This is a genomic window from Shewanella piezotolerans WP3, assembly GCF_000014885.1.
In the GTDB taxonomy this organism is placed as follows: domain Bacteria; phylum Pseudomonadota; class Gammaproteobacteria; order Enterobacterales; family Shewanellaceae; genus Shewanella; species Shewanella piezotolerans.
This window is the reverse complement of record NC_011566.1, coordinates 2,878,909-2,891,693: the sequence shown is the minus strand read 5'-3', so window position 1 is coordinate 2,891,693 and position 12,785 is coordinate 2,878,909. Positions and strand designations below refer to the sequence as shown.

Below are 12,785 nucleotides of genomic sequence, written 5' to 3'. Positions count from 1 at the left end.
CTATATTATTGCGAGGTGATTTCACCTTCAGATAAGCTTAGCGCTTTATCCAGTAACTGGGAGTCAACTTTTTTACTGGTTTCTACTCCCAACTGCTGCATTTGGTGCGCTTGGCGAATAACGTTACCTTTTCCTGATGCCAGTTTATTCATTGCGTTCTGGTAATTCTTGTCCGCTGATTCAATTGCACGACCTATTTTTTCCATGTCTTCTAGGTAGCCGCAAAGCTTGTCGTATATTTTTCCTGCTTGTTTAGCAATCAACTGTGCATTTTGATTTTGGTACTCGTAACGCCAAATATTATTAATGGTTCTAAGCGCCACCAGTAAGTTGGTTGGACTGACGAGCATGATGTTACTTTCAAGCGCAAAGTTCACTAAACTAGGGTCATGCTCCAAAGCGAGTAAAAATGCAGGCTCTAGCGGGATAAACATCAATACGTAGTCTAAACTGGTTAAACCATGAAGCTTTTGATAATCCTTATTACTTAAACCTTTAATATGAGCGCGTACTGATACGATATGCTCCTTAATTGCTTGAGCACGTACTTCGTCATCATCGCTATTAAAGTATCGCTCATATGCAAGAAGTGACATTTTTGCATCGATAACAACATCTTTATTTTCTGGTAGATGTACCACGACATCGGGTTTGAAGCGTTTACCATCATCATTTTTCAAATCTGTTTGAGTGTCGTATTCATGTCCTTCTCGCAGGCCACTTTCTTGTAATACTCGCTCCAAGATAACCTCACCCCAATTCCCCTGTTGCTTGTTATCTCCTTTTAGCGCTTTAGTTAGGTTGATTGCATCCTGACTCATTTTGAGATTGAGCTCTGTCAAGGAATCGAGTTGATGCTTTAATGCACTACGCTGACTCTGCTCGTGGGCATAAGAGGATTGTACTTGGACTCGAAAACCTTCTAGCTGCTGTTTGAAAGGCGCTAACACATTGTCTAGTTGCTGGTTATTTTGGTTTTGTAATTGTTCACTACGGGCTTCAAAAATCTTAGTGGCGAGATTTTCGAACTGATTATTTAAACGGATCTCTGCTTTTTCTAGTAACTCAATTTTGTCATTCAGTGCTTGCTGCTCTGCATCGTAGCGTGCTGTTATGGTTTGTTGCATTGCATTTGATTTAGAAAGCGCAAGTTGAGTTTCCATCTGCTTTCGTTGATTATCCGCTAATGTTTGTTCGAGCTCAGTACTTCTTTCAGCTTGCGCTTGTGCTTTACCAAGAAGTTCAATTCGTTGTTCAAGCTTTTCCTGGGAAAGGGCAAGTTGCGCATCTTTTTGGTGAAGTGATTCTTTCAGTTCCAAAATCTCACCATTTAACTCATTTTTAGTTTGTTCCATGTCATCTAATAGCTGTGCACGAACGTATTCCCATTTGACTCTTGTTTTTCGCTGATTAAAAAGAGCACCTACTAAGATAGAAAGAAATGCGATTGCGACTAAGATAATGATTTCAGGCGTAGAAAAAGCGATATTTAAAGGCATGTGAGACGGCTCTTAACATGGTAAATGAACGGGTAGAGTGGCATGCTGGCTTAAACACTGCAAGCTTAACAACGTCTTCTTGATGGTAAATGATGAAGACGTAATCAGCTGTTAATGAGATGTAAATGTTAGCCTTGAACGAAATCTTTTTAAGGGTAATGCGGTCTGACTAATTAGGTTCTAAATAAATTGAAGAGGTAGGCGGCCAATGAAAATAATTAACAAAGCTGCATGGAATAAATTTAAAGATTGCGATGTAACCCCAGAAGAGGTTTACCACGACAGAAGGCGTATTCTTAAGCAGATGGGGTTTATTGGTGCTGGTGCGTTATTGTCGTCCCAGGCGAATGCAGGCGTATTTGATCTGTTTTCCAGTGACGAAGAAAAGGCAGCTTTTGCTAGGATAGCATTGCCTCATTCAAAGCAAACTGAGTATGACCACCTGCTCTATGGTGAGCTTACTCCAGAAAATAAAGTTATTTCACACAATAATTTCTACGAATTCGGAACCAGTAAAACGGATCCTGTACAAAATTCACAAGCATTGAAAGTTAATCCTTGGCAATTGGTTATAGAAGGCGAAGTTGACAAGCCACTTACGCTTGATTATGACGACATACTAAAAATGTTGCCTTTAGAGGAGCGGATTTACAACTTTAGATGCGTTGAAGCTTGGTCGATGGTCATTCCGTGGCTTGGTTTCTCTTTGGCTAGCTTGTTAAAAAAGGCTGGCGTGAAGAGTAATGCAACACATGTCGCTTTTGAAACACTCTATGACCCAGACCAAATGCCTGGCCAAAGGAATCGCTATAGTGGCGGAGGTATTAATTATCCATACGTTGAAGGACTAACCATTGCTGAAGCGATGACGGATCTAACCTTTATGTCTGTGGGTTTATATGGAAAAACGTTACCACCACAAAATGGCGCACCAATCAGATTAGTAGTGCCTTGGAAGTATGGCTTTAAGAGTATTAAATCGATAGTACGTATACGGGTAACCGATAGGCAGCCAAAATCTTCTTGGAACGAGTTGGCACCCAGTGAATATGGTTTCTATGCCAATGTAAATCCTGCCGTAGATCATCCTAGATGGTCACAAGCCTCTGAAAGACGAATTGCAGAGGGTGGGTTATTTTCAGCTAAACGGATCCCAACTCTTCCTTTTAATGGATATGAAGAATCAGTGGCTGGCCTTTATCAGGGCTTAAATCTAAAAAGAAACTTTTAGGGAAAGTATGAAAAACAAGTCGTTTAAATTAACCTCAAGATCTCTGTTCTGGCTCAAATGCTTAATGCATACGATAGGGTTACTGCCGATTATCTATTTGGTGCTTTTAGTATTAAATGACAGAGCAGGGGGGGACCCAGTCCAGTATATTATTCATTTCACTGGAATTGGCGCCCTAAACGCTTTAGTCGCGACATTACTGATCTCACCGGTAGCCAAGAAGCTGAAGCAAGGGCTGTTGCTACAAACAAGGCGTCTTGTTGGCCTTTATGTTTTTGCTTATGCCAGCCTACACATACTGGCCTTCTTCAGCTTGGATCTGCTGTTTGCTTGGTCACTGTTTTTTCAAGAGGTTGTTAAGCGTCCCTATATACTTGTAGGGGCTGCTGCTTACGTTTTATTGAGTGCCTTAGCGTTTACATCTTTTAAGAAAGTAATGCGTAAAATGGGCCGGCGTTGGCAGAAATTACATAATGGTGTTTATCTAATTGCGATATTGGTTCCAGTTCATTTTTACTGGTCAGTTAAGTCGGAGATTATTGAGCCAATATTGTACTTCGTCTTCATTGGAGTGTTACTCGGTGTTCGGGCAAAGAAGTCGAACTGGTGGAAGAAGAATTCGATAAAGTATTTTACAAAGCAAGAAAGGGTATGATTCTTACTTTGGTTTTGACTGTTATACCAATTGCATTAAAAGTTTGACCATTCAGCGGGAATTCAAAACGCTGTAGGCAAGTAGTGGAATTTGAGCTAATAGTTATTCTCGGCTCTGGCATCCTGCTTCGCTCTCGATAATTGCTCCTGCATTATTCTACCTTCGACCATCCTTGGTCTCGTACCTCCTAAATCTGACCGCCAAGGAGGGCCGGAATGTCTTATTTTGTATGGAACAAAATAGACCATTTAGTCGTATATCCAAATCCCATAGCGAAGCATACAGCGTTTTGAAGCCCGCACTACGTGAGCCCCTCAGTCCTTCCACTTCTGCTTTGCATTGGCTTAAAAGGGAATAACCATTTCTTTACCAATGCGCTTTGAATTGAAAAGGCTGAGGGGCTCTGAACTGGTCAAATACTTAATGCAATTGGTATTAAGTTGCTCAATTTTTAAATTTATATTATGTGGTCACTTTAGATAATTTGTATCTGAGTGGCTACTTTATTTAAGTCATTAACCAAATAGAGGCTTTGAGGAGAGGCTTAATAAGAAAAAAAGAATGAGTATAAGGTCGTTATACTTTGAGGGGGCGCTGTTTTCATTGGCAATGAATAGCCCTTCCGTAGGCTGTTTCAATGGAGCGAGGAATTATCTCATTTAACTATTCAATGTTATTTATGATGCTATTTTGTAGCATTTGCTTCTTGCTGCTTCATCACTTGTAAAACTTCATCGTAAGAGATATTAAACTGACGAGACAAGTTGATAATTTTAGTTTTATAAGTTTGAATATTTTCTTGCTGTGCTAGTAATCTTTTCTCATTCTCTACAAGTTCATTTACAGATTCTTGTAAAATAAGTAATCGACGTAAATTAAAATCAAGAGAGTCAATGTACTTAATCATTTGCGGCTTATTTCTAGCTTGCTCAAGATCGCTGCTGGTTTTCTTTTCATAACCATATTGGTCTAATGCAGCAATGGCATTTTCTAAATCAAGATTTTCTTTCATAGGAGTCCGAGGTAAAGAAGATTAAGGTTGAATAATAGATACTGGTTTAGATTATAGTTTGTAATCTAGAACTGTAAAAGGAAAAACATGTTTTTTAGGGTAAAAAGTCAACTATTTGCTTGGGTTTAGACCTGCGACCTGTCAATCTAGTTGATATGATTATATGTCGTTAAAGCAAGGAGATGCTTATGCTTGATTTATTACCGGATTTATTCGACTCATACCCGGAACATTTATCGTTGTTACCCCCGATGTTTAAATCATTTGGTCGAGAAGATTGTTTTTGGGGAGAAGTCGTCACGGTTAAGTGTTTTAAAGATAACTCTCTAGTTAAAGAAGAATTGTCGAAAAATGGCAAAGGAAAAGTACTTGTTGTTGACGGACAAGGAGTGACTGATTGCGCACTGCTTGGCGATATGATTGCTAAAAATGCCGAAGTTAATGGTTGGCAAGGTGTTGTCATTTTTGGTTGCGTAAGAGATGTTTCAGCATTGAAAACCATGAAAATAGGTATACAGGCTATAGGTATCAACCCGATTAAAACGGTTAAAAAAGGGCTTGGTGAACTTAATGTTGCGGTTGAAATCTACGGTGTCATCATTTCCCCCCACTCATATGTGTATGCTGATCTAAACGGTATTGCCATATCTAATCAAGCTTTAGATTTATCCATGCTAAATTTATAGTATTCGCTTTTGTTATTCAGATGGAATCTGTCATGAAATTATTAAAATGGTTTTTTGTTGCATTGTTAGGCTTAGTTGCAGCGTTGGTGCTGTATATCACTTTGATTTTTGACCCCAATGATTTTAAGCCACAAATTGTAGAGGTCGTTAAAGAGAAGACCGGCCGTGACTTAGCTATTAATAGTGATCTTTCTTGGACATTTTTCCCAAGTTTAGGCATTAAGTTGGGTGGGATTACATTGTCTAACCCAGACGGGTTTGAAAATGCTGCGATGGTATCTGTTAATGAAGTCGTTGCTGAGGTGGCACTCATGCCGTTGCTGACGAAAGAGGTCGAGATTTCTCAACTCAATTTGGATGGACTGACATTATCTTTAGAAACGCAAAAGGATGGTAGAAGCAGTTTTGACGGACTGACCGGTGGGGGCAACTCCAGTGAAGCTTCAAAAAGGCCTGCCAACGAGGCATCGAGCGTTAGTTTATCAAAGCTAGATATTGGCGGGATCTCAATCACTAATACTCAGATTAGTAATCTGGACCGACAATCAAACACTAAACAGTTACTCTCGTTAAAATCATTAACGCTTGGGCGATTTCAATTAGATCAATTTGCCCCTCTGAAGTATGAGTTGTCAGCATCATTAGCGGATCTTAATGTTACTAGCTCAGGCGAAGGACAAATCAAAGTCTCGCAGAATTTGCAACTTATCGTGATTAATGACTTTGCAGTGACAAATCAGCTGAAGGGAAAAGGGGTACCAAATGGCGAACTTAAAGCAGACTTAACAACATCGCTTGAAATGGCATTAGATAAGCAAACTATGAGTCTGGTTCTAGCAAGCTTTAATGCTGCAGATATTGATGCATCTGGAAAGCTAGATATTGCCTATGGCAACAAGGTGCCTAATATAATGGCTGAGCTTGAGGTTGGTGACGTAGACTTAGATCGTTTTTTACCAAAAGAATCGACAAAAACTGATGACATTAAGAAAACTGATACTGCTAAGGCCGCAGCTGTTGAGCCTGATTTAACTGTGATGAAATCAGTCAATTTGGACGTTAATGTTAAAGTGAAATCAGTTAAAGTTGCGAATATGAAGACTCAGGACTGGGTTTTTAAAATGACAATGAATCAAGGTGTTGCGAACATGAGTCAGCTGTCAGCAGCGCTTTATGGAGGTACAATTAAAGCCTCTGCGAAATTAGATGGCCGCAGTAAGGTCGCTAAATATGAGTTTGATAAGCGTTTAAAAGGGATCGACATCCGTGCTTTGCTTATCGATGCTGCCGAGGTTGATATGCTTGACGGTACCGCTAACTTTAATGTAGCGGGGAAAGGTAGCAGTTTACTGCCTGATAACCTTAAAAAGAACTTATTGGCCAACGGCAAATTTGAAATAGCTGATGGAGCCATTCATGGGGTAAACATCCCACAAATGATCCGAGATGCAAAGGCCAAGCTTGGCGGCGATATGTCGTCGAGTGGCACTCGTGAGCAAAAGACAGATTTCACCAGTATGACCGGCTCATTTAAGGTGGCTAAAGGTGTAGTTACAAACCCAGATCTGAATATGGCATCGCCACTTATTCGCCTCACGGGGTCAGGAACCGCCAATGTTATCAACGAAGCGCTTAATTATAAGTTAACCACTTCAGTTGTGGGTTCGCTTGAAGGTCAGGGCGGAAGCGAACGCGATGCGCTATACGGTGTTGAGATACCTTTTGCGATAAGTGGCACAATGTCTGAGCCAAAATTTGCTCTTGATACAAAGGCTTTGTTAGATTCGAAGCTAAAAGATGAAACGAATAAGCTTAAAGACAGCTTGTTTAAAAAATTCGGAGGGTTTTAATGTTAAGTAAAATTGCGCTTGCCATGGTGATACTCACAGTTTCTGGTTGCTCACAAAGTAACAGTAGCGTGGGTGAGGTTACTGATATGACCAAAAAGAACAACGTAAAAGTTTCGCCAGCAGTTGTGACTCCGGTAAAAAATGATGAGGAAACGAGGGCTAAGCTCGCTCAAAAGGGCTTGTTTGAAGGCAAACTCATCGTAGAGCATGATACTGGTTCTGCGATGAACGTGACGCTGCAATACACGAATACTCAGTCATACGGTGTACCGTTAATGTTCAATTCTGGTATGACTGCTGATCTATGGCTGTTTGATTCTGCGGGTAAAAAGGTATGGGCTTGGTCAAATGAGATGATGTTTACCCAGGCCTTAAGAGAAACGGTGATGCCAGCAGGTAAAACTCAAAATGTTAAGTTTAGGATTGCTGAGGGTATTGCGATGAAAATTGGTAAAGGTTTTTACCTACAGGCAATATTTTCTGGTCGGGCAACTGAATCTCAAACACCCGCAATGACGCCAGTAATCTATAAGTTTTAAGCCGTTGAATTATATAATACCAATCAACATAATTGGCTTGTGAGCTTTTCAAATATAAAAAATCCGGTCTCTGTAAGAGACCGGATTTTTATTTTGAATCTTTATAATAGCAGAGCTACTAAATACTCAAATTAACCCGCGAAGTTTGCGTTAACAAAATCCCAGTTGATTAGCTCCCAGAAGTGAGCCATGTAGTCAGGACGAACATTACGGTAATCAATGTAGTATGCATGTTCCCAAACATCTACAGTCATGACTGGGGTAACAGACTCATCAGTAAGTGGTGTAGCTGCGTTGCTAGTGTTAACGATAGCAACAGTACCGTCTGCTTTTTTCACTAACCAAGTCCAAGCACTACCGAAGTTGTTAACTGCTGAGTCAGTGAACTGTGCTTTAAATGCATCGAATGAACCGAATGCAGCAACGATAGCGTCAGCTACCGGGCCTGTTGCTTCACCACCACCGTTTGGTGATAGACAGTTCCAGTAAAAAGTGTGGTTCCAGATTTGAGCTGCGTTGTTGAAGATACCACCAGTAGAGGTCTTGATGATCTCTTCTAGGCTCTTCTCTGCAAGTTCAGTACCTTCAACTAAGCCGTTTAGCTTAACAACGTATGTGTTGTGATGCTTGCCGTAATGGTAGTTGATGGTTTCTTCTGAGATATGTGGCTCAAGTGCGTTTTTTGCGTAAGGTAATGCTGGTAATTCGAAAGCCATTAGTTTTCTCCGTTAACTCTTGATTGTAGTATTATGCGTTCTTGCTCACTGCGGGTCATTTTACCTAATAAACTTGTGAAGTGTATCATTGTTTATTCGAAACAGTCGATTACCTCAATCGATTAATCCTATTAGGCAATGACCATAGTAAAAGTAGGTTTTTGTTCTGTACTATACTGTCGTACAATAGCGTATTGCAATGTTGTATAACCCAGGAATGAAAAATGGAAACAGTTGATAAAATCAAGCAGCAAATAGCCGAAAACCCAATTATTGTATACATGAAAGGCTCACCAAAGTTACCAAGCTGTGGTTTTTCATCTCAGGTCGCACAGATCATGATTAACTGTGAAGAGCAGTTTGCTTTCGTTGATATTCTCCAGCATCCGGATATTCGTGCCGAGCTTCCTAAATATGCTAACTGGCCTACGTTCCCACAATTATGGATCGAAGGCGAGTTAATCGGCGGCTGCGATATTCTTACTGAAATGTTCCAAAAAGGTGAGCTAAAGACCCTCATCAAGGAAACTGCCGCAAAATATAAAACTGAAGACGAGCAAGCAAGCAGCTAGTTCTCAGTCTTGAATCAAAAAAGCCCTGAATATCATTGATATTCAGGGCTTTTTTTTACTCTAGATTCAGTATGTGACTTTAATTAGATTTGGTCTAAATCATCACTGACAATCTTTTCATGTGCCGCTGCATTATCAGGAAGCACAAGGTTCATCAATATGGCGATAATGCCGCATAAGCTTATCCCTGTAAGGCTAAATGAGCCAATACCAAAGGCCATTCCGCCAATACCAAACACTAACGTGACACCGACAATACTCAAGTTACGTGGCTCGTTCATATCGACGTGATTTTTAATTAATGAATTGAGACCTACTGCGGCAATTGAACCGAACAGCAAACACATGATCCCGCCCATAACAGGTACTGGAATCGTCTGCATTAGAGCGCCGAGTTTACCGACAAAAGCTAGTAATATGGCGGTAATAGCAGTCCATGTCATGATCACTGGGTTGAATGCCTTTGTCAGTGTTACTGCGCCGGTCACTTCAGAGTAAGTGGTATTTGGCGGCCCACCAAAAGCTGACGATGCAATGGTTGCGACACCATCACCGGCTAATGTTCGATGTAAGCCTGGCTTCTTGATGAAATCTTTTCCGGTTACATTTGATATCGCAAGAATATCGCCAATATGCTCAACCGCAGGAGCGATTGCGACGGGGATCATAAATAGAATCGCATGCCAGTTAAATTCTGGCGCCACAAAGTTCGGCATAGCTATCCAACTGGCATTTGCTACGGGCGAGAAATCAACAATGCCAAAAGCTAAACTTAGACCGTAACCAACTGAAATACCAGCAAGAATTGGCATCAGCTTTAGCATTCCTTTTGCAAAGATAGCAACGGCTATTGTGGTAAAGAGTGAAGCTAAAGAGATAATCAGTGCAGTATTTTGCTCGACTAATACTAAGCTACCGTCTCCAGTTTTTCCTATTGCCATATTAACGGCAACTGGGGCTAAGCCTAACCCTATGACAATGATAACAGGTCCGACTACCACTGGCGGTAGCAGGCGTTTAATAAAGCCTGCTCCTCTAACTTTAACAACCGTTGCAAGTACTACATACACGCAACCTGCCGCCATCAGTCCCCCCATTGTTGATGGGATCCCCCATGTTTGTACGCCATACATAATCGGAGCGATAAAGGCGAAAGAAGATGCGAGGAAGATTGGAATTTGACGTTTGGTTATTAGTTGAAAAATGAGTGTACCAATACCTGCGGTAAACAGTGCCACATTAGTATCTAGGCCTGTTAACAGCGGCATCAATACTAGTGCACCAAATGCTACAAATAGCATTTGGGCCCCTTGTAAAGGGAGTGTAAGGTTTTTCATTATTATTCTCTTATTTTAATAAACTTAACAATGATATCTTTATGAAACAAAATTTACAGCGATTTTGTTCAAACAACGCTGATCTTAAGAGAGAAAACTTGATCCTATAAAATTCCTAATTCCGCCGACTGTGGTACAATTTGAATAACTGTGTCGTTTGTTGAAGCCTATAATATGCTTAAAGCTGTCTGTCGTTACTTGATGATGTTCCCCTTGTTATTTTGTTTTTCAGCAATTTCTGCTGAAGTGTACAATTTAGACGAAAGCCTAGTACCAGTGGACTCAAGGGCTAAAAATTTGAGAAGCCAGGCGATAAAGCAAGGCTTAAAAGAGGTTATTCTTAAAAATACAGGGACTCAAAGTGCGTTAACCCACCCCGATGTGGTTAAGCAATTAGCCAATGCGAGCGCAATGATGACACAGTATGGTTATCAAGATTTGGATGGAAAACTGTTCATTAAGGTGAGTTTTGATCACAAACGTCTAATCAGTTTACTACGCCAAGCTGGCTTACCAGTTTGGGGTAAGCAACGGCCATTGACACTGGTATGGTTAGTGGAAGAAATCGAAGGCGAGAGAAAGATTTTAAATGATGCTTCGACATCAGTCACTCGAACATCATTTGATACTCAATCGTCCAATCGTGGTGTGCCTTTATTGTTTCCTCTAATGGATCTTGATGATTCGATGCAGATTGGCATTAACGATATTCGCGGCCAATTTACTGATAATGTGGCAAATGCCTCGCTTAGATATCAGGCGAATTATTTTATAATGGCAACGATCTCTCCTCAAGGTGAAGTGTTTAGTTACAAAATGTCACTTTACCCTAGAGAGTTAAGCGCCGGTAGCAGCCAATATAATCCATCGACTAGTCAAAGCGGTGAGTCTGCAAGTGTAGAGCAAGCTGTAGTTGATATTACTGCAGCGGCGAGCGAATACTATGTTAGCCAGTACGCAATTGCTGACTCCGGTGAGAAGCTAACAACAAAAATTACCTTTACCGATGTTAGTAAAATGAAGCAATTGGTTGAAATAGAAAAATATTTGAATCAATTAAGCGCTATCAAAACAGTAGCAGTGGCGAGTATTGAGGGAATGACCGTTGAGTTTAATCTAGGCCTTTTTGGTAACGAAGAGGATTTACACCGTTTAATGAAACTCGACCCCCGCATTGAATCTATAGGTAATACCTCAAGTAACAATATCGAGTACGCGAGCTTTGGCAGCGAGAACAATGCCAATAAACCGACACAGATCTACTATTGGAAGGGGCAATAACTCCCAATTCACGGGTGCACATGTTAGTATGTGCACCTAAATTGAATACTGCGTTGTCGAGATACTCCTGAGTGAAATCAAACTCACCATTACAATTATCGCTACCCGTTCATCTTCCAGATGACGAGACCTTTAACAGTTATTATCCTGCTGCAGGTAATGATGAACTCATCCAGAGTTTACAAGCTTGTGCCGAGGGCAGAGCTGAAGGGGCCGTATTTATTTGGGGGCCAGAAAAATCTGGCCGCACGCACTTAATGCATGCTGCGTGTGCTCACGCTAACGACCTTAATCGCAGTAGTTTTTACATTCCACTTGGGATCCATGCCAGTATCTCTCCTGCGTTATTAGAAGGCTTAGAGAAAATAGATTTGGTGTGTATTGACGATGTGAATGCCATTGCTGGCCATCCCCTCTGGGAAGAGGCCATATTTGATCTCTACAATAGGATTTCAGAGCAAAAGACTTGTTCGTTAGTATTAAGTGCTAGCGTCTCGCCAAGCGAAACTGGTTTCGCTTTACCTGATCTTATCTCTAGAATGCAATGGGGGCTTAACTATCAACTTCAGCCTATGGCAGATGATGAAAAGCTCGCAGCATTGCAACGCCGTGCAGCTATGCGAGGTTTACAGCTTTCGGAAGATGTTGGTCGCTTCTTATTAAATCGTTTGGCTAGAGACTTAAGAACACTGTTTGATGTGCTCGATCGCTTAGACAAAGCTTCTATGGTTCATCAACGAAAATTGACGATACCGTTTATCAAAGAGATGCTACGCCTATAAGTGTTGAAAGTCTTGCAACAAAAAGCCCAGTTAATACACTGGGCTTTTTGTTGCGCAGGTTTATTATCTTTTATACCAATTGCATTAAGTATTTGACCATTTCAGAGCCCCTTAGCCTTTTCAATTCAAAGCGCATTGGTAAAGAAATAGTTATACCAATTGCATTAAGTATTTGACCATTTCAGAGCCCCTCAGCCATTTCAATTCAAAGCGCATTGGTAAAGAAATGGTTATTCCCTTTTAAGCCAATGCAAAGTAGAAGTGGAAAGACTGAAGGGCTCACGTAGTGCGGGTTTCAAAAACGCTGTATGCTTCGCTATGGGATTTGGATATAGAATAACTATTAGCTCAAATTCCACTACTTGCCTACAACGTTTTGAATTCCCGCTGAATGGTCAAACTTTTAATGCAATTGGTATTATTCCCTTTTAAGCCAATGCAAAGCAGAAGTGAAAAGACTGAAGGGCTCACGTAGTGCGGCTGAGGTTAAACAAATTGGCAAACGCTGTATGCTTCGCTATGGGATTTGGATATACGATTAAATGGTCTATTTTGTTCCATACAAAATAAGACATTCCGGCCTTCCTTGGCGGTCAGATTTAGGAGGTACGAGACCAAGGATGGT

At 40.8% G+C, this 12,785-nt stretch carries 12 protein-coding genes; 8 read left to right on the top strand and 4 right to left on the bottom strand.

Features of this window, described 5'->3' with window-relative positions:
* Window positions 1–5: 5 nt before the first annotated feature.
* The gene (gene rmuC, locus SWP_RS12435; RefSeq protein ID WP_020912843.1) at window positions 6–1,499 is read right to left on the bottom strand and encodes a DNA recombination protein RmuC; all 1,494 of its coding nucleotides are present in this window, start codon (window positions 1,497–1,499) and stop codon (window positions 6–8) included.
* A 208-nt stretch (window positions 1,500–1,707) separates the two neighbouring features.
* Between rmuC and msrP the strand changes: the two genes are divergently transcribed.
* Both msrP and msrQ read left to right on the top strand, forming a co-directional pair.
* Complete coding sequence (gene msrP / locus SWP_RS12430; RefSeq protein ID WP_020912842.1) at window positions 1,708–2,730, top strand: protein-methionine-sulfoxide reductase catalytic subunit MsrP; 1,023 nt, start codon at window positions 1,708–1,710, stop codon at window positions 2,728–2,730.
* 7 nt (window positions 2,731–2,737) lie between these two features.
* Window positions 2,738–3,385 (top strand): protein-methionine-sulfoxide reductase heme-binding subunit MsrQ, encoded by a 648-nt coding sequence (msrQ, locus tag SWP_RS12425; RefSeq protein ID WP_020912841.1) that lies wholly within the window; start codon window positions 2,738–2,740, stop codon window positions 3,383–3,385.
* Between the two features lie 685 nt (window positions 3,386–4,070).
* Here msrQ and SWP_RS12420 read toward each other — a convergent pair.
* On the bottom strand, window positions 4,071–4,397 hold the full coding sequence (locus SWP_RS12420; protein WP_020912840.1) for a hypothetical protein: 327 nt from the start codon (window positions 4,395–4,397) through the stop codon (window positions 4,071–4,073).
* Window positions 4,398–4,585: 188 nt separating this feature from the next.
* Here SWP_RS12420 and SWP_RS12415 point away from each other — a divergent pair, with 188 nt between their 5' ends.
* The 3 genes from SWP_RS12415 to SWP_RS12405 are packed head-to-tail and all read left to right on the top strand — an operon-like array spanning window position 4,586 to window position 7,472.
* Window positions 4,586–5,083 carry a putative 4-hydroxy-4-methyl-2-oxoglutarate aldolase gene (locus SWP_RS12415; protein WP_020912839.1) on the top strand — a complete coding sequence of 166 codons (498 nt, stop codon included), beginning with the start codon at window positions 4,586–4,588 and terminating at the stop codon, window positions 5,081–5,083.
* Between the two features lie 32 nt (window positions 5,084–5,115).
* Complete coding sequence (locus tag SWP_RS12410) at window positions 5,116–6,933, top strand: AsmA family protein (RefSeq protein WP_020912838.1); 1,818 nt, start codon at window positions 5,116–5,118, stop codon at window positions 6,931–6,933.
* Entirely contained in the window at window positions 6,933–7,472 is a 540-nt protein-coding gene (locus SWP_RS12405) for a BsuPI-related putative proteinase inhibitor (protein WP_020912837.1), read from the top strand. The genes SWP_RS12410 and SWP_RS12405 overlap by 1 nt, the downstream gene beginning before the upstream one ends.
* Window positions 7,473–7,603: 131 nt before the next feature.
* On the opposite strand, the gene sodB is transcribed toward SWP_RS12405, so the two are convergent.
* Window positions 7,604–8,188, bottom strand: coding sequence for a superoxide dismutase [Fe] (gene sodB / locus SWP_RS12400; protein ID WP_020912836.1), 585 nt, complete (start codon window positions 8,186–8,188; stop codon window positions 7,604–7,606).
* Between the two features lie 224 nt (window positions 8,189–8,412).
* Here sodB and SWP_RS12395 point away from each other — a divergent pair, with 224 nt between their 5' ends.
* Window positions 8,413–8,760 carry a Grx4 family monothiol glutaredoxin gene (locus SWP_RS12395; RefSeq protein ID WP_020912835.1) on the top strand — a complete coding sequence of 116 codons (348 nt, stop codon included), beginning with the start codon at window positions 8,413–8,415 and terminating at the stop codon, window positions 8,758–8,760.
* A gap of 83 nt (window positions 8,761–8,843) precedes the next feature.
* Here SWP_RS12395 and SWP_RS12390 read toward each other — a convergent pair whose 3' ends face one another.
* Window positions 8,844–10,097, bottom strand: a complete 1,254-nt coding sequence (locus tag SWP_RS12390; RefSeq protein WP_044555896.1) for a uracil-xanthine permease family protein — start codon at window positions 10,095–10,097, stop codon at window positions 8,844–8,846.
* A 150-nt stretch (window positions 10,098–10,247) separates the two neighbouring features.
* Here SWP_RS12390 and SWP_RS12385 point away from each other — a divergent pair, with 150 nt between their 5' ends.
* Entirely contained in the window at window positions 10,248–11,378 is a 1,131-nt protein-coding gene (locus tag SWP_RS12385; protein ID WP_020912833.1) for a DUF2066 domain-containing protein, read from the top strand.
* Window positions 11,379–11,449: 71 nt separating this feature from the next.
* Window positions 11,450–12,160 carry a DnaA inactivator Hda gene (hda, locus tag SWP_RS12380; RefSeq protein WP_020912832.1) on the top strand — a complete coding sequence of 237 codons (711 nt, stop codon included), beginning with the start codon at window positions 11,450–11,452 and terminating at the stop codon, window positions 12,158–12,160.
* Window positions 12,161–12,785: the final 625 nt, after the last annotated feature.

Bases quoted from the DNA above. Each gene is read 5' to 3' on its own strand.
- rmuC (WP_020912843.1), bottom strand. From the start codon at position 1,499: ATGCCTTTAAATATCGCTTTTTCTACGCCTGAAATCATTATCTTAGTC.
- msrP (WP_020912842.1), top strand. From the start codon at position 1,708: ATGAAAATAATTAACAAAGCTGCATGGAATAAATTTAAAGATTGCGAT.
- msrQ (WP_020912841.1), top strand. From the start codon at position 2,738: ATGAAAAACAAGTCGTTTAAATTAACCTCAAGATCTCTGTTCTGGCTC.
- SWP_RS12420 (WP_020912840.1), bottom strand. From the start codon at position 4,397: ATGAAAGAAAATCTTGATTTAGAAAATGCCATTGCTGCATTAGACCAA.
- SWP_RS12415 (WP_020912839.1), top strand. From the start codon at position 4,586: ATGCTTGATTTATTACCGGATTTATTCGACTCATACCCGGAACATTTA.
- SWP_RS12410 (WP_020912838.1), top strand. From the start codon at position 5,116: ATGAAATTATTAAAATGGTTTTTTGTTGCATTGTTAGGCTTAGTTGCA.
- SWP_RS12405 (WP_020912837.1), top strand. From the start codon at position 6,933: ATGTTAAGTAAAATTGCGCTTGCCATGGTGATACTCACAGTTTCTGGT.
- sodB (WP_020912836.1), bottom strand. From the start codon at position 8,188: ATGGCTTTCGAATTACCAGCATTACCTTACGCAAAAAACGCACTTGAG.
- SWP_RS12395 (WP_020912835.1), top strand. From the start codon at position 8,413: ATGGAAACAGTTGATAAAATCAAGCAGCAAATAGCCGAAAACCCAATT.
- SWP_RS12390 (WP_044555896.1), bottom strand. From the start codon at position 10,097: ATGAAAAACCTTACACTCCCTTTACAAGGGGCCCAAATGCTATTTGTA.